This is a genomic window from Fulverythrobacter fulvus, from assembly GCF_037154085.1.
Lineage (GTDB): Bacteria > Pseudomonadota > Alphaproteobacteria > Sphingomonadales > Sphingomonadaceae > Andeanibacterium > Andeanibacterium fulvum.
Genome location: NZ_JBANRM010000002.1, coordinates 121783 through 146112, shown reverse-complemented (window position 1 = coordinate 146112; position 24330 = coordinate 121783). Strand labels below are relative to the sequence as shown.

The window sequence follows — 24330 nt, the reverse complement described above, 5'->3', positions numbered from 1 at the left end:
TTGGTTAATTCCAGCCTCGATGCATTCAAGGGGCAGCTTGTGGCGGAAGCGAAGCGGCTGGGCTTTGCCGCCATCGGCTTCGCGCCCGCGGCGGATGATCCGCAACGGGCAGCACGGCTGGACGAGTGGCTGGCGGCGGGCTTTCACGGTGAGATGGAATGGATGGCGGACCGGGCCGATGTTCGCCGGGGCCCGCAAAGCATGTGGCCGGGGGCGCAGAGCGTGATCGCGCTGGGCATGTCCTATGCCCCGCCGCACGATCCCCTGGCGCTGGAAGGCGATGCCGAGAAGGCGCGCATTTCCGTCTATGCGCAGGGTCGCGACTATCACGACGTAGTGAAGAAGGCGCTGAAGGCGCTTGCCCGCTGGCTGGTGGCCGAGGCGGAGAAGATGGGGCTGGAGGCGCAGCTCAAGGTCTTTGTCGATACCGCGCCGGTGATGGAAAAGCCGCTGGGCGAAGCGGCGGGGTTGGGCTGGCAGGGCAAGCACACCAATCTGGTCAGCCGCGCGCATGGCAGCTGGCTGTTCCTTGGCGCGATCTACACTACCGTGCCCTTCGCGCCGGACGAGCCCCATTCCAATCGCTGCGGCAGCTGCACTGCCTGCCAGGATGCTTGCCCGACCCAGGCCTTCCCTGCGCCCTACCGGCTCGATGCGCGGCGCTGTATTTCCTATCTGACCATCGAGCATAAGGGCCCGATCCCGCCGGAATTCCGCAAGGCGATCGGTAATCGCATCTATGGCTGCGACGATTGCCTGGCCGTGTGCCCGTGGAACAAGTTTGCGGATCAGGCAGCGCGTCACGCCGCCTTCCTCCCGCGAGAGGAATTGGTGGAGCCACGGCTGGAAGATTTGCTGGCGCTGGACGATGCCGCGTTCCGCGCGAAATTCTCGGGCAGCCCGATCAAGCGCATCGGCCGCAACCGCTTCGTGCGCAATTGCCTGATCGCCGCCGGGAACAGCGGCAACCAGGCCCTCGTCGCGCAGGTGCGGGACCTGACCGGCGATGCCGATCCGGTTGTCGCCGAAGCTGCAAGCTGGGCGTTGCAGGAACTTGCCGACTCTAGCGGCTGATACGCTTTTCCTTCCCGCCGATTTGCTTCCTTCCTCTGGGTGCTTTGACCTTCGCACGCATTTGGGCCACCGGGGACTCAGCCAGAAAACTGGCACCCAAGGAGGAACTTTTGACCAAGATTGATGAGAAACTGCAGCCCATCCTCGACGATGTGCTGCGAAGGAACGCAGGCGAAGGAGAGTTCCTGCAGGCAGTGCAGGAAGTGCTGGAAAGCCTGGGGCGGGTGATCGCCAAGCATCCTGAGTATGCCGACCACGCCCTGATCGAACGAATCTGCGAACCCGAACGGCAGATCATTTTCCGCGTGCCCTGGGTGGACGATGCCGGACAGGTGCAGATCAACCGCGGTTTTCGCGTGCAGTTCAATTCCGCCCTTGGCCCCTACAAGGGCGGGTTGCGGTTTCACCCTTCGGTGAATGTCGGGATCATCAAGTTCCTGGGCTTCGAGCAGATCTTCAAGAACGCCCTCACCGGCCTGCCGATCGGCGGCGGCAAGGGCGGGTCGGATTTCAACCCGCGCGGGCGCTCCGACGGGGAAATCATGCGCTTCTGCCAGTCCTTCATGACCGAGATGTATCGCCATCTGGGCGAATATACCGACGTGCCAGCTGGCGACATCGGCGTTGGCGCGCGGGAGATCGGCTTCCTGTTCGGCCAGTATAAGCGCCTGACCAACCGCTATGAGGCCGGCGTGCTGACCGGCAAGGGACTGGTCTATGGCGGCTCGCGCGCGCGGCGCGAAGCGACCGGCTATGGCGCGGTCTATTTCGTGAACCGTATGCTGGGCACCCGCGGGGAGGGCTTCGATGGCAAGCGCGCCGTGGTTTCCGGCTCCGGCAATGTCGCGATCTACACGATCGAGAAGATTCGCGAGTTCGGCGGTAAGGTCGTCGCCTGTTCTGATTCCAACGGATACATCGTGGATGAGGACGGGATCGATCTCGAGCTGGTGAAGGAGATCAAGGAAGTCCGCCGTGGCCGCATTTCCGAATATGCCGACCTGAAGTCAGGCACGCATTATATCGAGAAGGGCTCGATCTGGGATGTGCCCTGCGATGTCGCCATGCCGTCTGCAACCCAGAACGAACTGACCGGCAAGGATGCCGGGACGCTTATCAGGAATGGCGTGACTGCAGTGGGCGAAGGGGCAAACATGCCTTCCACTCCGGAAGCCGTGCGGTTGTTTCAGGAAGCGGGCGTGCTGTTCGCGCCGGGCAAGGCGGCGAATGCCGGCGGAGTGGCGACGTCTGCCCTCGAAATGCAGCAGAACGCATCGCGCGACAGCTGGACATTCGAGCAGACCGAGGAACGCCTCGCCGGGATCATGCAGGACATTCACGATCGCTGCGCTGCTACGGCCGAGGAATACGGCGTGCCGGGCGATTACGTGCTTGGCGCCAACGTGGCCGGCTTCGTGCGCGTTGCCGAAGCGATGCAGGCCTTCGGCGTGATCTGACGTCGATCAAGGAGTGGCCGGCCGCCGTCAGGCTTCAGCCGGCCATTTCCTTCAGTTGCCCATTTCCTTGAGCTGAACGCTCGTATCCATCAGCATTTCGGGGGCGATCTTAGCGCCGGCTTCCACCAGCTTGCGGCCCTGGACATAGTCCTTCATCGCATTGACGCAGTCGAGCGCGATGATCTTCCCGTCCTTGAGATAGACCACGCTGAAGCTGCGTGTGGCCGGATCGCCGCGCAGCACAGTGGTATCGTGTCCCAGGCTGAGCCCGGCGGTCTGCAGCTTGAGATCGTACTGGTTGGACCAGAACCAGGGCAGCGCGTGATAGGGCTGCGGATCGCCGCAGATCGCCCTGGCCGCCGTGGTCGCCATGTCATTGGCGTTCTGCACGCTTTCCAGCCGGATCACCGCCCCGCCTGCAAACCCGTTCGCATGCGCTGCGCAATCGCCAATGGCATAGACGTCATCCAGCGCAGTGCGGCAGAATTCGTCCACATCCACGCCATTGCCGCCCGCTGCCCCTGCCGCGATCAGCGGGCCGACCGCGGGCACGATGCCGATGCCTACCACAACCATCTCGGCGGGAACGACTTCGCCGCTGGCCAGCTTCACGCCGGTTACGCGAGTGCCGTCGCCCTCGATAGCCTCGACCATGGTCTCGGTGCGCAGGTCCACGCCGTGGGCGCGATGCTCGGCTTCGTAGAAGCGCGAGAGGTCCTCGCCCGCCACGCGCGCCAGCACGCGGGGCAGGGCTTCGAGCAGCGTGACTTCGCAACCGAACTTGGTGAGCACGGCGGCCGCTTCCAGCCCGATATAGCCGCCGCCGATCACGGCAACGCGCTTGGCCCCGCCATCGAGCTCGGCCATCATCGCGTCGGCATCGGCAAGGTCGCGCACATAATGGATGCCGGCAAGATCCGCGCCGGGGCAGGAGAGGCGACGCGGATCGCCGCCTGCGGCCCAGATCAGCGAACCGTAACCGAGCCGGGTCCCGTCGCCGAGCACCACCTCATGCGCGGCGGGATCGACTTCGGTTACCGCGGCGCCCAGTTTCAGTTCGACATTCTTGTCGCCCCAGAAATGCGGCGGGCGGATCAGGATGCGTTCGAGCGGCTTCTCGCGCGAGAGATATTCCTTGGACAGAGGCGGCCGCTCATAGGGGGGCTGGCTGTCGCGCCCCAGCATCAGGATCGATCCTTCGAAGCCCTGCTGGCGCAGTGCGATTGCCGCCTGTGCCCCGCCGTGGCCCGTGCCCACAATGATTACGTCATATGCCATGATCCGGCCCTTCGCATATTCGCAGGCTTGGCCTCAAGTGCCCCCGGCGCACATTGTTTTGTGCAAGCGCCGGGGCGTGGCGAAATCAGCGGGCGAGGAGGTTCCTTCCCTGGCTGGCGATCTGGGCGAGCATGGCGGGGGTAGCGGGCACGGCGGCACGGGCACGGGCCACGGCGTTGCGGAACTGGGCGATGGCAGGTTCCTGTGCCTGCACCCAGCTTTCCACCGCCGCCACCGGGCCCGTCTTGCGGCCCATCACCCGCCGCAGGAATTCCAGCCGCATATGCTGGAAATCACGCGCAAGGCCGTTGACCAGCAGGCGCTCCCACGGGTCGGACGGGCTCATCCGCGCGGCAGTCTGCTGGGCCCAGTCGAGCCCCAGCCTGGCGCCCAGATCGATGAAGGCCCTGGTCAGTTCCAGCGTATCAGTGCCGCTGCCGCGTGCCAGCAGCGCAAGGCCGATCGCTCCATCCAGATCGTAGAGGTGGGCAACCGACGCGGCTTCCTTCTGCGGGGCGCCCGCCTCGATAAAGGCATTGCGCATCCGTTCGGACTGAGTGCGTGCTTCGGCGGCAAGCAGCCTGTCCGCCGCGCCGGACAGGGCGCTGACGCCCTTGCCCAGTTCGTCCACCAGCTTCGAAGGGCGCAGCGATCCCTTCCCGGCCCGCAGCAGATCGGCCATGTGGTCGGTCAGCGCGGCGGCGGCGCGGTCGAACAGTTTCAGCCGCGCGCCTTCGGGCATGGGGGCGGTTTCGATCCGTTTCCAGATCGCGCCCATGCCGAACAGGGCCTCGGCACAGGCAAAGGCGGCAGCCACCTGTTCCAGCGGGGCACCTTCTTCCTCGGCCAATTCGAAGGGATGGATCAGCCCCATGCGATTCACGATGCGATTGGCCAGCTTCGTCGCGATGATTTCCCGCCGCAGGCGGTGGCCCAGGATCTGCTTGCGGAACTTGTCCTGCATCGGCCCGGGGAAGGCTGCGATCAGTGTGGGTTCCAGCAATTCGTCATCGGCCAGCACGCTCTGCTCGATCGCGCTTTGCAGGGCCAGCTTGCAGCTGGAGAGAAGCACCGCCAGTTCGGGCCGGGTCAGCCCCCGCCCGTCCGCCGCGCGGCGGGCCAGCGTCTCGTTGTCGGCCAATCCCTCGGTCTTCCGGTCGAGCTGGCCGAGTTCTTCCAGCTTGTCGATCACCCTGAGGTAGGACGGCATGGCCGCCGCCCCGCCTGCCTGCGCGATGGACAGGCCCAGCGCTTGCAACCGGTTATCTTCCAGTACGATGGCAGCGACCTCGTCGGTCATCTCGGCCAGCAGCACGTCGCGCCTTGCCTCGCCCAGCTTGCCCGCTCGTCTGGCGGCAGCGAAGGCGATCTTGATGTTCACTTCATTGTCGGAACAATCGACCCCGGCGGAATTGTCGATGAAGTCGGTGTTGATCCGGCCGCCGGTTCCGCCATTGCCGCGCAGGGCAAATTCGATGCGGCCCGCCTGGGTGCAGCCCAGATTGGCGCCTTCGCCCACAACCCGGGCACGGATGTCCCGCCCGTCGACGCGCAGCGTGTCGTTGGCCGGATCGCCCACTGCCACGTTGTTCTCGCTCGAAGCCTTCACATAAGTGCCGATGCCGCCGAACCACAACAGGTCCACCGGGGCCTTGAGGATTGCCGAAATCAGGCTCTCAGGATCGATCTCGCCCGCCTTGATCCCCAGCGCCTCGCGCGCTTCGGGCGAGAGGGGGATGCTCTTCATCCCACGCGGGAACACGCCGCCACCCCTGGAGATCAGCCCCTTGTCGTAATCGTCCCAGCTTGAACGCGGCAGGCCGAACATGCGCTTGCGTTCCTTCCAGCTCTTCGCCGGATCGGGATCGGGGTCGATGAAGATGTGCCGATGGTCGAATGCAGCAACCAGCTTGATCGACTTGGACAGCAGCATGCCATTGCCGAACACATCGCCCGACATGTCGCCGCAGCCTACCACGCGCACCGGCTCTTCCTGAACGTCCACGCCCAGTTCCAGGAAGTGCCGCTGGACGGAAAGCCAAGCACCGCGCGCGGTGATGCCCATGGCCTTGTGGTCATAGCCATGGCTGCCGCCGCTGGCGAAGGCATCGTCCAGCCAGAAATCGCGCTCTTCGGCCAGCGCATTGGCCGTGTCGGAGAAAGTCGCAGTGCCCTTGTCCGCCGCGACGACGAAATAGGGATCGTCCCCGTCGCGCACCACCACGCCTGCTGGGTGGACGACCTTGTCGTTCACGATGTTGTCGGTCAACGACAGCAGGCTGCGGATGAAGGTCTGGTAGCTCGCCTTGCCTTCCGCCGCCCATGCGTCGCGGTCCCGGCGCGGATCGGGCAATTGTTTGGGATAGAAGCCGCCCTTGGCCCCGGTGGGCACGATCACGGCGTTCTTCACGCGCTGGGCCTTCATCAGGCCGAGGATTTCCGTGCGGAAGTCGTCCCGCCGGTCAGACCAGCGGATACCGCCGCGCGCGACTGGCCCTGCGCGCAGGTGGATGCCCTCCAGCCGGCGCGAATAGACCCAGATCTCGCGCCATGGCACGGGCCGGGGCAGGCCGGGAACCAGTGCGGAATCGAGCTTGAATGCCAGCGCCTCGTTCCCTGCAGGGCCGAAGGCGTTGGTGCGCAGGACCGCGTCCAGCACGGAATGGTAGAGCCGCAGCAGGCGGTCGTCATTGATCGCCTCGACCTTGGCCAGGCCTTCGCGGATCGCATCCTCGGCGGCGGCGATGGCCTTGTCGCGATTGCCCTTGAAGGCAGGATCGTGCTGCGCTTCGAACAGGGCGATCAGGGCGTGAGTGACATCTGGCGCGCGGTCCAGCGCGTCGACCACTGTGTAGATCGTGTAGCTGACCCCAGCCTGCCGCAGGTAACGGTAGAAGGCGCGCAACAAATCGGCATCGCGGGCAGACAGCGCCACGCCCACGGTGAGGCGGTTGAATACATCGTTTTCCGCTCCGCCATTCAGGACGGCGGAAATTGCCCCCTCCACCGCGTCGGCGCGGGCGATGATGTGCTCGGCCTCGCCGCCCTTGGACAGGGCAAGGGTAAAGTCGTGGATCGTGGCCAGCCGGCCGCCTTCAAGAGAGGTCGGCACTTCAGACAGAACGCGGAAGCCGAAATTCTCCAGCGCCGGGACGGCATCGGACAAGGGCAGCGATCCGCCCAGCTGATAGATTTTCAGGCGCAGGCGCGAATTGTCATCCTCTTCCCGGCGATAGAGCCGGGCGCTGCGGCCTTCGGCGCTGGGCGGCTCGGCATTCTGCAGCGCGCGCAGGCGCAGAATATCGCGCGCGGCCTCGGCCGGGCCGTAATCCGCGTGGTAGGCAGGAGGGAAAGTATCGGCATAGCGGGCGGCGAGGGCGGCGGCGCGGCCGGGTTCCTCGAACTGCGCAAGTTCGTTCTCCACTGCCTCGGCCCAGCCGCGCAGCATGGCCTGCAGCCGCGCGTCGAGTTGGGTTTCTTCAGGCAGGGTGGCCGAACTGTCGCGAATATCGAGCAGCACGCGCAGGGTGACGAGATTGCCGCCTTCGACCGAAAGGCTCCAGTCGAGCACGTCGCCCCCGGTTTCGGCTTCCAGCATGGACTGGATGCGCAGCCGTACCGAGGTGGAGAGCATGTCGCGCGGGAACCAGACGAAGGCGAACAGATGCCTTTCCAGCGCAGCGGGCACGATGGCCACGCGGGGGCGCGGGCGGTCCACCAGCGCCATCATGGTGGTGATGACGCGTTCGACTGCCTCGTCGGAAAAGCCGATCACCACGTCATGCGGCAGGGTGGCGAAAGCGTGGGCCAGACTCTTGCCGTCATGATCGTTGGGTTCGAAATGCAGCCGTTCGAGCAGGCGCTCCATCTGCAGGCGCAGGCGCGGAACGCTGTCAGGCGCGGCGCCCAGCGCGGCGCTGGTCCAGATGCCGGCATGGACGGACAGCGCCTCGACCTTGCCGTTTTCGATCACTGGCACGATGAACAGGTCCAGCGGCACGTTGCGATGGACACGGGCGAGGCGGTTGGCCTTCACCACCAGGGGCGCGCGGATGGTGCCGGCCGTATTCGCCTCGTCGAACCAGGCAAAGGCGCGATCATAGCTGGCATCGGCCAGAATCGCGCGGGCCGAGCGGCGGCAGATGCCCAGCAGGGCCGAATTGCTGCCATCGCGCCGGCGAGTGACATGGCCGAGCTGCGTCAGCATGCCGCTGCCCAGCCAGCGCAGCAGTTCCGCGCCCTCTTCATCGGCCAGCTTTTCCGCATCGGCCTGGATTGCCGCCTGCATCCGGGGCCAGTCGGCCACGGCGACGCGAACGTCGGCGAGCGTGTCTTCCAGCGCATCGGTCAGAATTCGGCGCTGGCGGGCATCGATCCGGGTGGTTTCGACATAGATCAGCGATTCGCGTTGCCCGGCGGCTTCATCATCGGGATAGGCGAGAAGCTGCCCGTCTTCCCCGCGCTGTACAGTCATCACCGGATGGATCAGCTGGTCGATCGCAAGGCCCTGTGCGGCGATGGCCGCGGCCACGGAATCGACGAGGAAGGGCATGTCGTCATTGACGACGGCAATGCCCATGTAGCGATGCCCATCCGCGCCGGACCGGATGGCAATGGCTGGCTTTTCGGGCGTGCGTTGCCGGGCGGTTTCGAGGAGGAACGCGGCGGCTTCGTTCAGCCTGTCCTCACCCAATGGCGTGTCGCCGGGAAGGACCGATTCAGCAAGCGCCCGGGCAATGGCTCCGGCCAGCGGGTCCTTAGTCGATCCTCCGGATTGGGAGTTGGGGCTGGCGGCTCTTGAATGCTTGGTCTTTGCCTTCGAACGCGACGGGGCCATCGCTTGCTCCTCTCGGTGCCGGACTTTCACCGGCAGGAAATTATCTTACGGCATTTGGTATCATTTGATCCTACCCTAGCCCCGCACCCCCAGCTGTTCAAGGCAATGCGGCGCATGCCCCCAGCTATTCCTTGAGGGCCTCCATGGTGATTTCCAGCGAGCGGCAGCGGGCGGCAGGATCGTAGGTTGCACCGGACAGGATAAGCTCGTCGGCCTGGGTGCGTTCGGCGAAGCGCATGATCGCCTCACGCACCGTGGCACGGCCGCCCACGGCCCGCGCGGAACCCATATGTTCCAGCATCGCCAGTGCCTGCGGGGGCAGGGTGGCGCGATAGCCCGGCACGGGCGGAGGCAGCTTGCCCGGATCGCCGCTGCGCAGCCGCACGAAGGACTGGTCCTGCGAAGAGGCGAGCAGTTCTGCGTCGGCATCGGTCTCCGCCGCGATCACGGTCATAGCGGCCATGGCGTAGGGCCGTTCCAGCGTAGGCGAGGGGCGGAAATTGCGGCGATAGATGGCCAGTGCCTCATCCAGATGATCCGGTGCGAAATGGCTGGCAAAGGCATAGGGCAGGCCCAGATGGGCGGCGAGCTGGGCGCCGAACAGGCTCGATCCCAGCATCCACAATTGCACCTTCGCGCCAAAGCCGGGTGTGGCGCGGATCGGCAGATCGAGGTCGCCGGTCAGCAGCGCGCGCAGTTCCACCACGTCCTGCGGGAAATTCTCGGCGGCGGCCATCAGGTCCTTGCGCAGGGCCTGGGCAATCCGGCCGCCCGCACCGGGTGCGCGGCCGAGCCCGAGATCGACCCGGCCGGGAAACAGCGCATCGAGCGTGCCGAACTGCTCCGCGATCACGAAGGGGTTGTGGTTGGGCAGCATGATCCCGCCCGATCCGATGCGGATGGTCTTCGTCGCATGGCCGATATGGGCCAGCACCACCGATGCCGCCCCGCCCGCGACGCCCTCGGTCGCATGATGCTCTGCCACCCAGAAACGCTTGTAGCCTGCTGCTTCCGCCGCCTGCGCATAACGGGCGGCCTGGGCCAGTGCCTCGGACACGTCGCCGCCTTCGCGGATGGGGACGAGGTCGAGGACGGAAAGAGGGATCATCCGCCGGTTCCTTCATTGCCTGTTTCCGCGCCCGTTGCGGCTGGCGCAGGGGCGGGCGCTTCGTCCAGTTGTGCGAGATAGCCGCGCGCCGTCTGAGCTTCGGGGCTGTCGGGCGAGGTCTCGATGACCGATTGCCAGCTCTTGCGTGCCGCAGCGTCGCGGCCGGACAGGGCAGCAATCACGCCTGCCTCCAGCCCGATCGCGGGATTGCGGGGGTCGAGCGCTGCGGCCGTGACGATATGCGCCTGGGCGCTGTCCAGATCGCCACCCCGCCGGGAGAGGGTCGCGGAAAGCAGCCAGCCTTCGGCGTTCTGCGGGGCATCGCGCCGGGCGTCGGCAAGCGCGGTTCCTGCATCGTCTGTTCGGCCAAGGGCGACGAGCGCGCGGGCGCGGTCGATCTGGATCTCGCCTGCCAGTGTCGTGTCGCTGGCCGCGGCGGCATCTCCCGCCGCCAGCCCGAGATCGACCAGTGCATTCTCGTATCGACCATCGGCAAAAGCGGCATTGCCGGCCATCGCGGCCAGCCTGGCGCGATGGCCGGCAGTGGCTTCCGGAACTTCGCCGCGCGCCGCAAGGAACGCGGCCTCGGCCGCCCGCCAGCGCAGCAGGCTGATATAGGCCATGCCGAGACATTGCCCGGGGAAGCTGCGTTCCGCGCCTGACGATTGATCGAGCCAGCTGCTGGCGGCTGCAATTGCAGTGGAAGGATCGCTTGCTGCCTGATCGAGGCAGTAGGTCAGCCGGTCCTGCTCCAGGGTGGAGGGCATCCGGTAAGCTTCGAACCCGGCCATGTCGGGCGCGGCGGCCTGGGCGAGCAGGGGAATGAGAAAGGCGGCAGCGATCATGAGGCGATGTTCCGGCTGAGCGCGTCGACGGTTCGCAGCAGCAGGGCGATGTCCGCCTCGCGCGAGAGGCGATGATCGCCGTCCTTGACCAGCACCACCTGCACATCGTCTGAACGCAGGCACTCCGCCAGCTGAAGCGCGATAGTCCAGGGCACGTCCTCGTCCGCCTGTCCGTGGAGCAGGCGGACGGGGCAATCGAGCGCGATCTCCTGATCCAGCAGCAAAAAGGCCTGCCCGTCCCGCCAGAAGCGGGCATGGGTCGGCGTAGGTTCGGGGCCGTAGGGATTGTCTTCCAGAAGGGTCTCGCCTGCGGCCAGGAGGGCTTTCTGGTCGGGATCATATCCCCATTGGGTGAAATCCGGTGCCGCGGCGATGCCGACCAGGCCCGCCAGCCGGGAGCCGAGTTCCAGCCCGCAAAGCAGCATCAACCACCCACCCATGGAGGAGCCGACCAGCACCACGGGGCCCTGCGTCTGCGCTTCGATCAGGGCCAGCACCTCGTCCCGCCAACGAGTGAGCGTGCCGTCCGAAAATGCGCCCTCGCTCTCGCCGCAGCCGGAATAGTCGAGCAGCAGGCAGGTGCGCCCTTGGGCAATTGCCCAGTCGAACAGCGCAGTCGCCTTGCTGCCCGCCATGTCGGACATATAGCCGGGCAGGAAGACCAGCGTGGGCCCTACCCTTTCTGTCTGGTCCCCTTCGGTCTTGCGGAAGGCAATCCGCTGGCCATCGGGCAGGGTGTGGAAGCGCGTCTCGCTCATCGCGGTGCAATGTGGTCCGGCCGCTCGCAAACGGCAAGGGGCCGAGCGGGTCGATCACGCCACCCGGCGGCGTTCCTCATGCATGCGGGCGAAATAGGGGGGCACTTCATGCGCCTCGATCGGGCGGCTGTAATGGAAGCCTTGCATATGGGTGCAGCCGGCACGGCGGACCGGTTCCACCAGTTCCTCGTCGCTGATCCCTTCGGCCACCACTTCGGCGCCGATCTTGAGCGCCATGGTCACTGCCGCGTCGAACACGGCCTGCGAAGTGGGGTCCTTGCCCAGATCGGCGATCAGGCTGCGGTCCAGCTTCAGCCGGTCGAACTTGAAGGTCTTCATCAGGCAGAGCGAGGAATAACCGGTGCCGAAATCGTCGAGCGCGATGCGAAAGCCTGCGTTGCGCAGCAGGTTCAGTGTCATCAGCGCGCGGGTGTTGCGTTCGATGGAAAGCGATTCGGTCACTTCCAGAATCACCCGGCGAGGCGTGATGTTGTGCTTGCGGCAGCAGCGCATCAGGAAGCCGACGAACCCGTCCTGCTGCAACTGCAGCGAAGAGATGTTGAGGCTCATGGAAAGGCCCTGCCACCCTGCAAGGTCGGCCAGCGAGCGTTCGATGATCCAGCTGCCCAGGCGCACGATCTGGTTGGATCGCTCTGCTGCGGGAATGAAGCGCGAGGGGGAGATTTCGCCCAGCTGGGGATGCGTCCAGCGGACCAGCGCCTCTACCTCGTCCTCGCGCTCCACATTGGAATGGATCGGCTGGTAGACCATCCGCAGCTGGCTGCGTTCGAAGGCCGAGGCGAGTTCGCGCTCCAGCCCGCGATCGGCCTCGCGCTCGTTCTCCAGCGCCCTCGTGTAGCAGGAGGCACGGTTGCGGCCGTTATTCTTGGAGGCGTAGAGCGCAAGGTCCGCCCGGTTAAGCAAGCTGTGTACTGCCGCCTCACCGCTCTCCCCTGCCGCCTCCGCCAGGCCGAGCGAGATGGAAACGGTCACCGTGAAGCCGCCAAGGTCGAAGGGTTCGCGCATCGCGGTGACCAGCTGCGAGCCGATGGAGAAGGCGGAAGCCGTATCGTAAAATGGCGCGCAAATGACGAATTCGTCGCCGCCGGACCGGCCGACGATCGCTGTCTGGCCCAGAACTTCCTGCATGCGCTCGCCCGCCAGCCGCACCAGCAGGTCTCCGCAGGCATGGCCGTAATCGTCATTGACGTGTTTGAAGTTGTCGACGTCGGCCACCATCACCGCCAGACCGGCCTCGCCCTTGCGGGGCCCGGCATCCAGTCTCGCGCAGGTCAGCTCCATGAAGGAACGGCGATTGGGCAGGCCGGTGGCGGAATCGGTATAGGCGAGGTTCTGCACCGCCAGTGCATTGCGGCGGAAGGTCTCCAGCGGACCGGCCAGCGCTGCCAGTTCCTCAAGCTTGAAGTGACCGATTTCGACATCGAGATCGCCACTGGCCAGGCGGCGGATGATCAGGTTGATACGCCGCAGGGCGGGCAGGATATTGGCGATCAGGTCGGCCAGGATCACCAGCGCGAGCACCATCATCAGGATGCCGATCACGCTGACCTGCGTGTGCCAGCTATGGGTGGAAGCACTGATCCGGGCATAGGCCCGGTCGCGTTCCGCATCGAGCTTATTATCGATAGCGCGGGCAAGGTTCTGCATCTGTGCGGTGCGCGCTTCGATGGAAACCAGCAGCGCCAGATCCCGCCCGTCGAGATCGGCCTCGCGGCGGATATCGGCCACCAGCCTGCCCATATCGTCAAAGGCGGAACTGTGGTCCGGCAGTCTGAAGATCTCCACGCCGTTCAGGCGCAGCGCAGTGATCTGCTGATCGATGCGCACGGCCGTATCGGTCAGGTCCGCTTCGGCATTTTCCGGCTGGTTCGGCATCAGGGCGAAGTGGGACTGCATGTGAAAATCGGCGACCGAGCGAATCAATTCGCCCGCGTGCTCGGCGTTTTCGGAAGCGATGCGCATCGCCTCGCTCTCTTCGTGCAGGGTAATCGCGCGTTCGTCGGATACGATCTGCAAGGCCGCGGCGGCGACCACGATCAGAAGCAGCGCACCGGAAAGTCGCCTTTCCAGCGATCCGAAGACCCAGCGGAATGCGCGCACGGCGCCCATCCGCCACAAATGCCTCATCAGGTTCTCCCCTTGCCCCGCACGATCCGGCCAAGAACTGGCCGTGCCGTAAGGTTAAGAACATTGTGCGGGGATAAGCGGAAAAGGTTGAGAAATTCTGGCCTGGCAGAATGTTCTGTACCTGTCGGCTGCCTTGGTGACTTTGCCGTCAACCTTCCCTATATCCAAGGAGATGACGCAAAACTGCCTCACGCCGCTGACTACTACTACCACCCGGGTCGCCCGGGGGTGTGCGGTCGCTTAGCGAAGCTTACCGCCGCCCGGGTTCGGGCGGTGCGGCGTCTCCCTCCCGAACCTTGCCGAACTGAACGACGCCAGGCCTTTGCGCGCACGGCCAATTCTGCCATGGCGCCGCCACGGGAATGAAAGACGGGTTCGATGAGCGAGATGTTGAAGATCAGCCTGCCTGACGGTTCGGTTCGCGAAATGCCGGTGGGTTCCACTCCGGCAGATGTCGCCGCCGCGATCGGGCCGGGCCTTGCCAAGGCAGCCCTTGCCGCGCGCGTGGATGGCGAGCTGGTCGATATCACCCGGCCCTTCACCGGCGATGCACAACTCGCACTGGTCACCTCGCGCGACGAGGCGGAGGCATTGGAGCTGGCCCGCCACGATTTCGCGCATGTTCTGGCCGAAGCCGTGCAGAGCCTGTTTCCCGGCACGCAGATTACTTTCGGCCCGTCTACCGACGATGGCTTCTATTACGATTTCGCCCCGAAGGACCGGCCCTTCACGGATGAGGACCTGCCCGCGATCGAGGCGGAAATGCGCAAGATCATCGCTGCGGACAAGCCGCTGCGCCGCGAGGTCTGGAGCCGCGAGCAGTTGATCAGCCGCTGGAAGCAGCAGGGCGAAAGCTTCAAGGCCGAATGGGCCGCCGAACTGCCCGAGAACGAGGAACTCTCGGTCTACTGGTCGGGCGATGACTGGCTGGACATGTGTCGCGGCCCACACCTTGCCTCCACCGGCAAGCTGGACCCCGCCGCCTTCAAGCTGACCCGCGTGTCGGGCGCCTATTGGCGCGGCGATCAGAAGAACGCGATGCTCAGCCGCATCTACGGCACCGGCTGGCTGAACAAGAAGCAGCTCGACGCGCATCTGACGCGGCTGGAAGAAGCCGCCAAGCGCGACCATCGCAAGCTGGGCCAGGAAATGGACCTGTTCCACCTTCAGCAGGAAGCGCATGGCTCGGTGTTCTGGCACCCCAAGGGCTATCTCATCTGGCGCGAGCTGGAAGCCTATATGCGCCGCGCGATCGACGATTCCGGCTATCGCGAGGTCAAGACGCCGCAGGTGATGGACGCCCGCCAGTGGGAACAGTCCGGCCACTGGGGCAAATATCGCGAGAACATGTTCGTCATCCCCGACGAGGTTCCGAACGTCGATGACGAAGGGCCGATCATCTCGGGCGATGCGGACTGGATGGCGCTGAAGCCGATGAACTGCCCGGCCCATGTCCTGATCTTCAAGCAGGGCATCAAGTCCTATCGCGACCTGCCGCTGCGCATTTACGAGAACGGCTGCTGCCACCGCAACGAACCGCATGGCGCGCTGCACGGGTTGATGCGCGTGCGCCAGTTCACGCAGGACGATGCGCATATCTTCTGCCGGGAAGACCAGATCGTCCACGAAGTGCAGAAATTCTGCCAGCTGGCTGACCGGGTCTACAAGCACTTCGGCTTCACCTATTCGATCAAGCTCGCCCTGCGTCCGGAACAGCGTTTCGGCAGCGACGAGATGTGGGATCAGGCGGAAAACGAACTGCGCGACGCAGTGGCTGCCGCTGGCCTCAATACCGAGGAATTTGGCTGGGAGGAACTGCCGGGCGAAGGCGCCTTCTATGCGCCCAAGCTGGAATGGCACCTGACGGACGCCATCGGCCGCACCTGGCAGGTCGGCACGATCCAGTCGGACCGCGTGCTGCCCGAACGTCTGGATGCCAGCTACATTGCCGAGGATGGCGAACGCCACCGCCCGGTGATGCTGCACCGGGCGATCTTCGGTTCCTATGAACGTTTCATCGGCATCCTGATCGAACATTTCGCCGGTCGCATGCCGCTGTGGCTGGCGCCGGTGCAGGCCGTGGTCGCCACGATCGTTTCCGATGCGGACGACTATGCCCGCGATGTGGAAGCGAAGCTCAAGGCGGCAGGCATCCGCGTCGAGACCGATCTTCGCAACGAGAAGATCAACTACAAGGTGCGCGAGCATTCCGTGGCCAAGGTTCCGCACCTGCTGGTGGTGGGCAAGCGCGAGGCGGAGGAAAACACTGTCGCCATGCGCACGCTGGGCGAACAGCAGCAGGAATTCCTCTCGCTCGACGAGGCAATTGCGCGGCTGGTGGCAGGGGCAAAGGCGCCCGATCTGCGTAACTGATTGTGCAAGCCCCGCCGGGCGGACCGGCGGGGCTTTGCCTCCCGCTGCGAAAACCGGCGCTTGCGGCCTGCGTGCTTCTGCCTATTGTGCACTCGCATAAGGGCGAAACGCCCCGGGGATCGGGAGGATTGATGTTCAAGCGCGCATTGGCGGCAGCGGCCTTGGCCCTGCTTGCGGCCTGCAGCCAGCAGGCGGAAAACGGGGCAATCGACGAACAGCGGCTGCTCGCCGCGGAAGACGATCCCGATAATTGGCTGTCCTATGGCCGCACTTATGCCGAGCAGCGCTTCTCCCCGCTCGAAGATGTGAACGACGGTAATGTCGGCAAGCTGGGGCTTGCCTTCTCTGTCCAGCTCGACACCAATCGTGGGCAGGAAGCCACGCCCATCGTGGTCGATGGCATCATGTATTTCTCCACTGCCTGGTCCAAGGTCATGGCGGTGAAGGCCGATACGGGCGAAGTGCTGTGGCAGTACGATCCCAAGAATATCGGCGCCAAGGGCGTCCACGCCTGCTGCGACGTGGTCAATCGCGGCGTTGCGGTGTGGGAAGGCAAGGTCTTCGTCGGCACGATCGACGGCAGGCTGATCGCGCTGGATGCCGGAACAGGCAAGGAAGTGTGGTCCACCGTCACGGTCGACCAGAAGAAGCCCTACACCATCACCATGGCGCCGCGCGTGGTGCGCGGGAAGGTCATCATCGGTAATTCCGGCGCCGAACTGGGCGTGCGCGGCTATGTCAGTGCCTATGACGCCAACAGCGGCAAGCTGGTCTGGCGCTTCTACACCGTGCCCGGCAATCCGGCGGACGGGCCGGACGGGGCCGCATCGGACGAAGCCTTCGCCAAGTTCGCGGGCAAGACCTGGAACGGCAAATGGTGGGAAATGGGCGGCGGCGGCACCGTGTGGGATTCGGTGGTCTATGACGCCGATTTCAACCAGCTGATCGTCGGTGTGGGCAATGGCTCGCCCTGGAACCACCGCGCACGCTCGGCGGGCAAGGGGGACAATCTGTTCCTCTCCTCGATCCTCGCGCTCGATCCCGACACCGGCAAATACAAGTGGCACTATCAGGTGAACCCGGGCGAGACCTGGGACTTCACGGCCACGCAGCAGATCACGCTGGCTGACCTGACCATCGACGGCAAGCCGCGCAAGGTGCTCATGCAGGCGCCGAAGAACGGGTTCTTCTATGTGATCGACCGCAGCAACGGGAAGCTGATCAGCGCCGAAAACTTCGTGCCGCAGAACTGGGCCGAGAAGATCGACCTTGTCACCGGCAGGCCGGTCGAACGGCCCGAGGCGCGTTTCGCCGACAAGCCCTACATGGTCTATCCTTCGGGCCTTGGCGCCCATGCCTGGATGCCGATGAGCTATTCGCCCAAGACCGGGCTGGTCTACATCCCGGCGATGCACGCGCCCATCGTGATGCAGGACAATGTGAATTACGAGCGGCATCCGGGCCGCTGGAACACCGGCGTCATCATGGGCGGTCCGCCGCCCAAGGGGCAGGAGCATGAGGCCGCCTTCATGGGCTGGCTGGTGGCGTGGGACCCGGTGAAGCAGAAGGCCGCGTGGAAGATCGAGCGGCCCTGGCCATGGAATGGCGGCACGCTGGCGACCGGCGGCAACCTCGTCTTCCAGGGCGATGCCTATGGCAAGTTCCATGCCTATGATGCGCGCAACGGCAAGGAATTGTGGACCTTCAATGCCGGGCAGGGCGTGCTGGCCGGGCCGATCACCTACCGGGTGAACGGCGTGCAATATGTCGCCGTGCTGGCCGGCTATGGCGGCTCCATGGGCATGGCGCGTCCGGCGGACTGGATGGAAACCCCGCCCCCTCCGGGCCAGTTGCTGGTGTTCAAGGTCGGCGGCACGGCCAGGCTGCCCGAGCGCCCGCCGTACATTCCCCCGCCCTTCGCGGTGAGCGACGAAAAGTTCACTCCGGCCCAGCTTGAGGAAGGCCAGAAGTGGTATCTGACCTATTGCAGCATCTGCCATGCCGGGCCGACCAATCCGGACCTGTTCCGCTCGCAATATGCGCTGAGCGCGGATGCCTGGCGTTCCGTGGTGATCGACGGCGCGCTGCAGGATAACGGCATGGCGAGCTTTGCCGAGCAACTGACTGCGGATCAGGCCGAATCGATCCGCGCCTATATGCTCAAGCTGGGCAAGGAAGGTGCGGCCGCGGAAGCGGCGCGCACAGGTAAGGGGAAGTAATCGGGGCTTAGAAAAGCGCCGGAAGCGCGGGCCCTGCGGCAATCAGGGCCAAGGCGCAGCCCCACACGAGGATACGGCGGAGAACCTCGGCCGGATCGAGTGCGATACCATCAGAGAGGGCGAGAGCGCGTGCCATGCATGTGTTCTCGCCCCGAATCTCCTAACGAAGCGTTAAGCCTCGTTACCGGCGATAGCGCTGGGCATTTGCTGGCTGGCGCAGTGGAAGCTGCCGCCTCCGGCCAGCACGCCGTCCGCCGGCAGGCCGATGGTCTCGCGATCCGGGAAACAGGCCGCCACTGCCGCAACGCCTTCTTCGTCCATGGCGGTGCCATAGGTCGGCACGACCACCAGTTTCGATGTGATGGCGAAGTTCATGTAGCTCGCCGGCTCGGCGTCTTCTCCACCCACCAGTCCAGGTGAGGGAATGTCGCGCACTTCTAGTCCAAAGGCCTTCGCCCGTGCGCGCGCATCGTCATAGACCTCGGCGTTGGGATCGCTTGCTCCGCTTGCCACGGGCAGCGCCAGCACGCCGGGCGCCACGAAGCGGGCGAGATTGTCGACATGGCCGTCCGTATGGTCGTTCAACAGCCCGTCGCCCAGCCACAGCACCCGTGCGAAACCCAGATCGCGTGCCAGCCGCTGCTCGATTTCCGCGCGGGAAAGCTGCGGGTTGCGATTGGGGTTGAGCAGCACCTGCTCGGTCGTCACCACCAGCCCGGTTCCGTCATTGTCGATCGCGCCGCCTTCCAGAATCCAGTCGCAGTTTTCCACTGCCAGCCAGGCATCGCGCGCGATTTCGGCACCGATCTCCTGATCGCCATCCATCAGATATTTGCCGCCCCAGCCATTGAAGCCGAAGCGCCGGGCAATGCGGTTTCCGGCAGCATCCATCACCACCAGCGGGCCGGTATCGCGCAGCCACACATCGCCATAGATGCGCCGTTCCACCGTCACGGCGGCGCTCACCAGCGAGCGGGCGCGCGCCTCGTTCTCCTCGTTGCGCACCAGCAGCCGAGCCTGCTGGCCGCTTTCGGCCACGGCGCTGGCGAAGGCAGCGATCTGTTCCTGCGCGCGGGGCAGCGAATCCGGCCATTCCACGGGATCGTGGGGAAAGCCGATCCACAGCCAGTCCTGCGGGGCGAATTCGGAAGGCATTCGATAGGTCATTGCGTGTCTCAGCATCCGGCCTTGTTGGTCTTGCAGCTGGCATCGCGGATGCGGCGGAATTCGTCGCCGATCACCCAGTTGGGCCAGGCAGAGCTTTCGGCCAGCATCCGGCCCAGCATGTAGTAAAGTTCCATATCCTGCTTCATCGATGAGAAGTCCCATTTGGGATCGAACTCGTCATTCGCCGCGTGATAGGCATTGGCGGTGTAGCGTTCCTGCCATGCGCCGCCTGCAGCCGGGCCGCCATCCACGAAATCCTCGCCCCCTTCAACATAGAGCATCGGCACGCCGCGCTTGGCGAAGCTGAAATGGTCGGAGCGGTAATAGAAGCCGGCCTGCGGCGACTGGTCGGGCGTGGCGGAGCGGCCCTGCTTCTCCAGCACCTTGGCGAGGAAGGCGTCCAGCTCGCTCTTGCCGCCGCCGATCACGCTCACATCGCGTGCCGGGCCCGCCAGCAGCGGGGTGTCGATATTGAGCCCGCCCACGATATGATCGAGCGGGAATACCGGATTGGCCGCCAGATATTCGCTGCCCAGCAGGCCCTGCTCTTCCGCTGTCAGCGCCACGAAGGCCATGCTGCGCGCTGCAGGCCCCGCCTGCGCCTGTGCCTTGGCCAGTGCGACGATGGCGGCGACGCCGGCCGCATTGTCGATCGCGCCGTTGCAGATATCGTCGCCCTTGGCGTCGGGGGCGCAGCGGCCGAGGTGATCCCAGTGCGCCGAATGCAGCACATATTCGTCAGGCCGGGTCGTGCCCGGCAGCACGCCGATCACGTTCTTCGAGCTGTAGCGGCGGATATCGTTGCCGAAGGCGGTGGAGATGGAAAGGCCCAGCGGCACGGGCTTGAAGCCCTTCTGCATCGCCGCGCCTTCCAGCGTGCCCAGATCCTTGCCGGCAGCTTCCATCAGCTTCTTGGCGGCATCGTTCTGCAGCCAGCCATTCATCAGCGTCTGCCCTGCCCCGCCATCGGCGCGTTCGGCAAAGGCTTGCGGACCGGTCCAGCCTTCCTGCACCACATTCCAGCCATAGGAGGCGGGGAACGTGTCATGCACGATCAGTGCGGCTGCCGCGCCTTGCCGGGCGGCTTCCTCGAACTTGTAGGTCCAGCGCCCGTAATAGGTCATGGCCGCGCCGCCGAAGGGGCCTTCCAGCCCATCGGTCAGCCAGTCCGGATCGTTGACCAGGATCACCGCGGTCTTCCCGCGCATGTTCACCCCGGCATAGTCGTTCCAGCCCTTTTCGGGCGCGACAATGCCATAGCCGACGAAGACCAACTCGCTGTCCTTCACCTCGACCTGTTGCTGCTCGCGATAGGACACGCCCACCCAATCGGCATTATGGGCCAGATCGAATTCCTGCCCGGGCCCGGAAACTTTCAGCGGCCCGAAATCGCGCCCGGTGATTTCCACCAGAGGCACGTCCTGGAACCAGCTGCCCTTGTTGCCCGGCTGCAGCCCGGCGGCAGTGAACTGTTTGACCAGATAGTCCAGCGTCCTGGTTTCGCCTGCCGTGCCGGGAAAGCGACCTTCATAGGCATCGGACGAAAGTTCCTTGGTCACCTCCCGCATCAGCGCGGTGTCGACGGGCACGGGTTCGACATCGGGAATGTCCATCGCCGCGACATCGGTCATGCCCCTGGCCATTCCCGAGCCTTCGGTTCCGGTGGCGGCGCAACCGGCCAGCAGCAGGGCTGCACCGGCGGGTAGGAGAAAGCGTAGCATCGCGGACCCTGTTCGAAAGCGTGAACTCCGCAGCCTTGGCAGAGCGTGAAGGACGAGACAAGCATGCCACGCGGCCCGTCCCTCCTACCCGTTCGTCCATATCGGGCAGGTCTGCCTTGCCCGCTCCGGCGCGGCGGTGCAGGGAAGGGGCGATGGAACGTTCATGGCAATCCGCGCTCGAAAGGGCCCGCAAGCATTCGGCTTTCCTGTCGCTGGGGCTCGACCGGCAGCCTGAGCTTGTCCCTCTGCTGGAAGCGGGCAAGGGCGAGGAAGCGCTGGCCTGGGCCAAGGCCGTGGGCGAAGGCGCGCCGGATGCCGCCACGGCCCTGCGGCGCGAGAAATGGGGGCTCGCGGTCGCTCTGGGCATCGGCGATCTGGCAGGCGCATTTCCGCTGGCGCGGGTGATGGCGGAGCTGTCGTCTTTCGCGGACCGGGCGATGGACGCGGCGATCACCGCCGCGATCCGGGCACGGGTTGAGGATGCCGAGCCGGCGGGCTTCACCGCGCTGGCACTGGGCAAGCACGGCGCGGGGGAACTGAACTACAGTTCGGATATCGACCCGATCCTGCTCTACGATCCGCAGACCCTGCCCCGGCGCGAGCGGGACGAGCCCGGCGAGGCCGCCCAGCGCGTGGCACGCACCCTTGTGGAAACGCTTTCGCGGCAGACGGCGGACGGCTATGTCTTCCGTGTCGATCTGCGGCTGCGCCCGGCGTCCGAAGTCTCTCCGTTGGCGATCTCCTTCAATGCGGCCCTGTCGCATTACGAATCGCTGGCGTTGGCGTGGGAGCGGGCGGCCTTCATCCGCGCGCGGGCCTGCGCGGGGGATATTGCGGCGGGCGAGGAATTCCTGCGCCAGATCCGCCCCTTTGTGTGGCGGCGCAATCTCGATTTCGGGGCGATCGAGGAAATCCGCCGGCTGACGGCGCGCATCCGCTCTCACCATGGCGGACCACAGGCGCCGGGGCCGGGTTTCGACGTGAAGCGTGGGCGCGGCGGCATTCGCGAAGTGGAATTCTTCGCCCAGACGCATCAGCTGATCCATGGCGGGCGCAAGCCGAGCCTGCGGCTGCGCGGCACGCGCGCGGCGCTGGATGCGCTGGCGGCGGAAGGGATCATCGCCGCCGAAGACGCGCTGGTGCTGGGCGAGAGCTATGATCGGCTGCGCGAGATCGAGCACCGCCTGCAGATGGTGGCCGACCGGCAGACGCACAGCCTGCCGACCGATCGCGAGGCGCTGGACAATGTCGCCCGGCTCGACGGGCTGGCCGATGGCGCGGCGCTGCTGGGCGAACTGGCGGAGATCACCGAGAGGGTTGCAAGCCGGTACGATGCGTTACTCGATGGGCCGGACCGGGCAGCCTCTCCCCTGCAGCTCGGGCAGGACGGCGTCGTCGCGGAACGTCTGGGCCAGCTTGGCTTTTCCGATCCCGTGCATCTTGCCGAACGGATCGCGGGATGGAGCGACGGGCGCGTGCGGGCCCTGCGCAGCGAGGCGGCCCGCGCTGCATTCGAAGCGGTGTTTCCTGCTTTGCTGGAAGCTCTGGCCAAGGCTCCGGACCCCGACCGGGCCGTGGCGCGTTGGGAGACCCTGCTGGTCAATCTCCCCAGCGCGGTGAATTTGTTCCGCCTGCTCGAGGCGCGGCCGGGGCTGACGGAACAGCTCGTCGCGATCCTCACACTGGCACCGCCGCTGGCGGATGAACTGGCGCGGCGGCCCGACCTGCTCGATGCGCTGATCGACACCACCGCGCTCGATCTGCCCGGCAGCGTGGAAGAACTCGCCGCGCGCATGCGCAGCCTGCCCGAAGGCGTGGGTTACGAGGAACTGCTCGACCGGGTGCGCCGCGTGGTGGGCGAAACCCGCTTCGCGCTGGGCGTGCAGCTGATCGAGGCTGCACAGGACCCGCTCGAAATTGCCGAGGCGCTGTGTCGTACGGCTGAGGCTGCACTGGACGTGTGCCTCAAGGGTGCGGAAGAAGAATTCGCTCGCGTCCACGGGCGCATTCCGCAGCACGACCTGCTGGTGCTCGGCCTTGGACGGCTGGGCGGCGGGGCGCTGACCCATGCTTCGGACCTCGATCTGATCTATCTGTTCAGCACCGGCGGCGGGGACGAAGGCGATCTCCAGTCGGATGGCGAAAGGCCTCTCGGCGTCACGCTCTATTTCAACCGGCTCGCCCAGCGGGTGACGGCGGCGCTCAGCGTCGCGACTGCGGAAGGGCCGCTTTACGAGGTGGACACCCGCCTGCGCCCGCAGGGTAATCAGGGCCCGCTCTCGGTCAGCCTCGACAGCTTCGAGCGGTACCAGAAGGAAGATGCCTGGACCTGGGAGCATATGGCGCTCAACCGCGCCCGCGTGCTGGCCGGCCCGCCGGAAGCGCGTGCCCGGCTGGAAGCGATCCTGGCCGAAGTGCTGCACAGACCTCGCGATCCGGCAAAACTTAAGGCCGACGTGCTCGCCATGCGGCACGAGATGGCCGCGCATAAGCCGCCCAAGGGCGTGCTGGACGTGAAGCTCCATCGCGGGGGACTGGTCGATCTGGAATTCCTGATCCACTATCTGCAACTGCGCGAACGGATTGCGATCACGCCGGAAATGGTCGGGGCGCTGACCGGGCTGGTGGAAGCAGGCCTGCTGCCCGAAGCTCTGCTCAAGGCGCAGAAGGTATTGATCCGGGTGCTGGTCGCCGCGCGGCTGCTCGCCCCCGATTCGCAGGAACCGTCCGTCGCCGCCTGCGCCGTGCTGGCGCGCAGCTGCGGTGCGGCTTCCTATCCCGACCTGCTTGAACTGCTGGCCGAAGCGCGCCACGGCGTCGCTGCGGCCTGGGCTGCTACTTTTGGCGAAACACTGGAGATGGAATGATGAGCGAACGCCCCGATATCGGCGATACCGTGCCTGACATCGCCCTCGAAAAACCCGAAGGCGGCGCCGTGAAGGTCTCGGACTTCAAGGGAAGCAAGCTGGTGCTGTTCTTCTACCCCAAGGACGATACGCCGGGCTGCACGACGGAGAACAAGGATTTCTCCGCCTTGGCCGCAGAATTCGCCGAAGCCGGGATCGCCTTGCTGGGCATCAGCAAGGACCCGCCGAAGAAGCATGCCAAATTCATCGAGAAGCACGCCCTGTCCGCTCCGCTCGCTTCCGATCCGGAAACCGATGGCCTTGCCGACGCGCTGGGCATCTGGACCGAGAAGAGCATGTATGGGCGCACCTATATGGGCATGGAACGCACGACCTATCTCGTCGACGGCGACGGAAAGATTGCGCGCGTATGGCGCAAGGTGAAAGTGAAGGGCCACGCGGAGGAAGTCCTGGCTGCGGCCAAGGCGCTCTAGGTTCC

General features: G+C 65.5%; 14 protein-coding genes. 6 read left to right on the top strand and 8 right to left on the bottom strand.

All coding sequences use genetic code 11. The features are described 5' to 3' along the window. Together queG and gdhA are read left to right on the top strand one after the other, a co-directional pair. Nucleotides 1-1074: a tRNA epoxyqueuosine(34) reductase QueG gene (queG, locus tag WFP36_RS06355; protein WP_336978920.1), complete on the top strand. Its 1074-nt coding sequence runs from the start codon at nt 1-3 to the stop codon at nt 1072-1074. 110 nt (nt 1075-1184) lie between these two features. Further along, a complete protein-coding gene (gene gdhA, locus WFP36_RS06350) occupies nt 1185-2531 on the top strand; it encodes an NADP-specific glutamate dehydrogenase (RefSeq protein ID WP_336978918.1) in 1347 nt (448 codons plus the stop codon). Between the two features lie 51 nt (nt 2532-2582). Here the strand turns inward: gdhA and WFP36_RS06345 are convergent, their stop codons facing one another. The 6 genes from WFP36_RS06345 to WFP36_RS06320 all read right to left on the bottom strand — a co-directional run bounded on the left by WFP36_RS06345 (nt 2583) and on the right by WFP36_RS06320 (nt 13505). After that, on the bottom strand, nt 2583-3809 hold the full coding sequence (locus WFP36_RS06345) for an NAD(P)/FAD-dependent oxidoreductase (protein WP_336978916.1): 1227 nt from the start codon (nt 3807-3809) through the stop codon (nt 2583-2585). Nucleotides 3810-3894: 85 nt separating this feature from the next. Next, nucleotides 3895-8646 carry an NAD-glutamate dehydrogenase gene (locus WFP36_RS06340; protein ID WP_336978914.1) on the bottom strand — a complete coding sequence of 1584 codons (4752 nt, stop codon included), beginning with the start codon at nt 8644-8646 and terminating at the stop codon, nt 3895-3897. 124 nt (nt 8647-8770) lie between these two features. Further along, nucleotides 8771-9754 carry an LLM class flavin-dependent oxidoreductase gene (locus tag WFP36_RS06335; RefSeq protein WP_336978912.1) on the bottom strand — a complete coding sequence of 328 codons (984 nt, stop codon included), beginning with the start codon at nt 9752-9754 and terminating at the stop codon, nt 8771-8773. Next, a complete protein-coding gene (locus WFP36_RS06330) occupies nt 9751-10599 on the bottom strand; it encodes a tetratricopeptide repeat protein (protein WP_336978911.1) in 849 nt (282 codons plus the stop codon). The genes WFP36_RS06335 and WFP36_RS06330 overlap by 4 nt, the downstream gene beginning before the upstream one ends. Then, the gene (locus WFP36_RS06325) at nt 10596-11357 is read right to left on the bottom strand and encodes an alpha/beta fold hydrolase (RefSeq protein WP_336978910.1); all 762 of its coding nucleotides are present in this window, start codon (nt 11355-11357) and stop codon (nt 10596-10598) included. The genes WFP36_RS06330 and WFP36_RS06325 overlap by 4 nt, the downstream gene beginning before the upstream one ends. A gap of 54 nt (nt 11358-11411) precedes the next feature. Further along, entirely contained in the window at nt 11412-13505 is a 2094-nt protein-coding gene (locus WFP36_RS06320) for a putative bifunctional diguanylate cyclase/phosphodiesterase (RefSeq protein ID WP_336978909.1), read from the bottom strand. Nucleotides 13506-13883: 378 nt separating this feature from the next. Between WFP36_RS06320 and thrS the strand changes: the two genes are divergently transcribed. Both thrS and WFP36_RS06310 read left to right on the top strand, forming a co-directional pair. Beyond that, nucleotides 13884-15878 carry a threonine--tRNA ligase gene (thrS, locus tag WFP36_RS06315; protein WP_336978907.1) on the top strand — a complete coding sequence of 665 codons (1995 nt, stop codon included), beginning with the start codon at nt 13884-13886 and terminating at the stop codon, nt 15876-15878. Nucleotides 15879-16009: 131 nt separating this feature from the next. Continuing rightward, nucleotides 16010-18097, top strand: a complete 2088-nt coding sequence (locus tag WFP36_RS06310) for a PQQ-dependent dehydrogenase, methanol/ethanol family (RefSeq protein ID WP_336978905.1) — start codon at nt 16010-16012, stop codon at nt 18095-18097. Nucleotides 18098-18268: 171 nt separating this feature from the next. Here the strand turns inward: WFP36_RS06310 and WFP36_RS06305 are convergent, their stop codons facing one another. After that, nucleotides 18269-19264 (bottom strand): agmatine deiminase family protein, encoded by a 996-nt coding sequence (locus WFP36_RS06305; protein ID WP_336978903.1) that lies wholly within the window; start codon nt 19262-19264, stop codon nt 18269-18271. 8 nt (nt 19265-19272) lie between these two features. Continuing rightward, nucleotides 19273-20985, bottom strand: a complete 1713-nt coding sequence (locus tag WFP36_RS06300; protein ID WP_336978901.1) for a M28 family peptidase — start codon at nt 20983-20985, stop codon at nt 19273-19275. A 152-nt stretch (nt 20986-21137) separates the two neighbouring features. Here WFP36_RS06300 and WFP36_RS06295 point away from each other — a divergent pair, with 152 nt between their 5' ends. Beyond that, nucleotides 21138-23852: a bifunctional [glutamine synthetase] adenylyltransferase/[glutamine synthetase]-adenylyl-L-tyrosine phosphorylase gene (locus WFP36_RS06295; protein WP_336978900.1), complete on the top strand. Its 2715-nt coding sequence runs from the start codon at nt 21138-21140 to the stop codon at nt 23850-23852. Next, nucleotides 23852-24325, top strand: a complete 474-nt coding sequence (locus WFP36_RS06290) for a peroxiredoxin (protein ID WP_336978898.1) — start codon at nt 23852-23854, stop codon at nt 24323-24325. Before WFP36_RS06295 ends, WFP36_RS06290 begins: the two co-directional genes overlap by 1 nt. Nucleotides 24326-24330 lie beyond the last annotated feature (5 nt).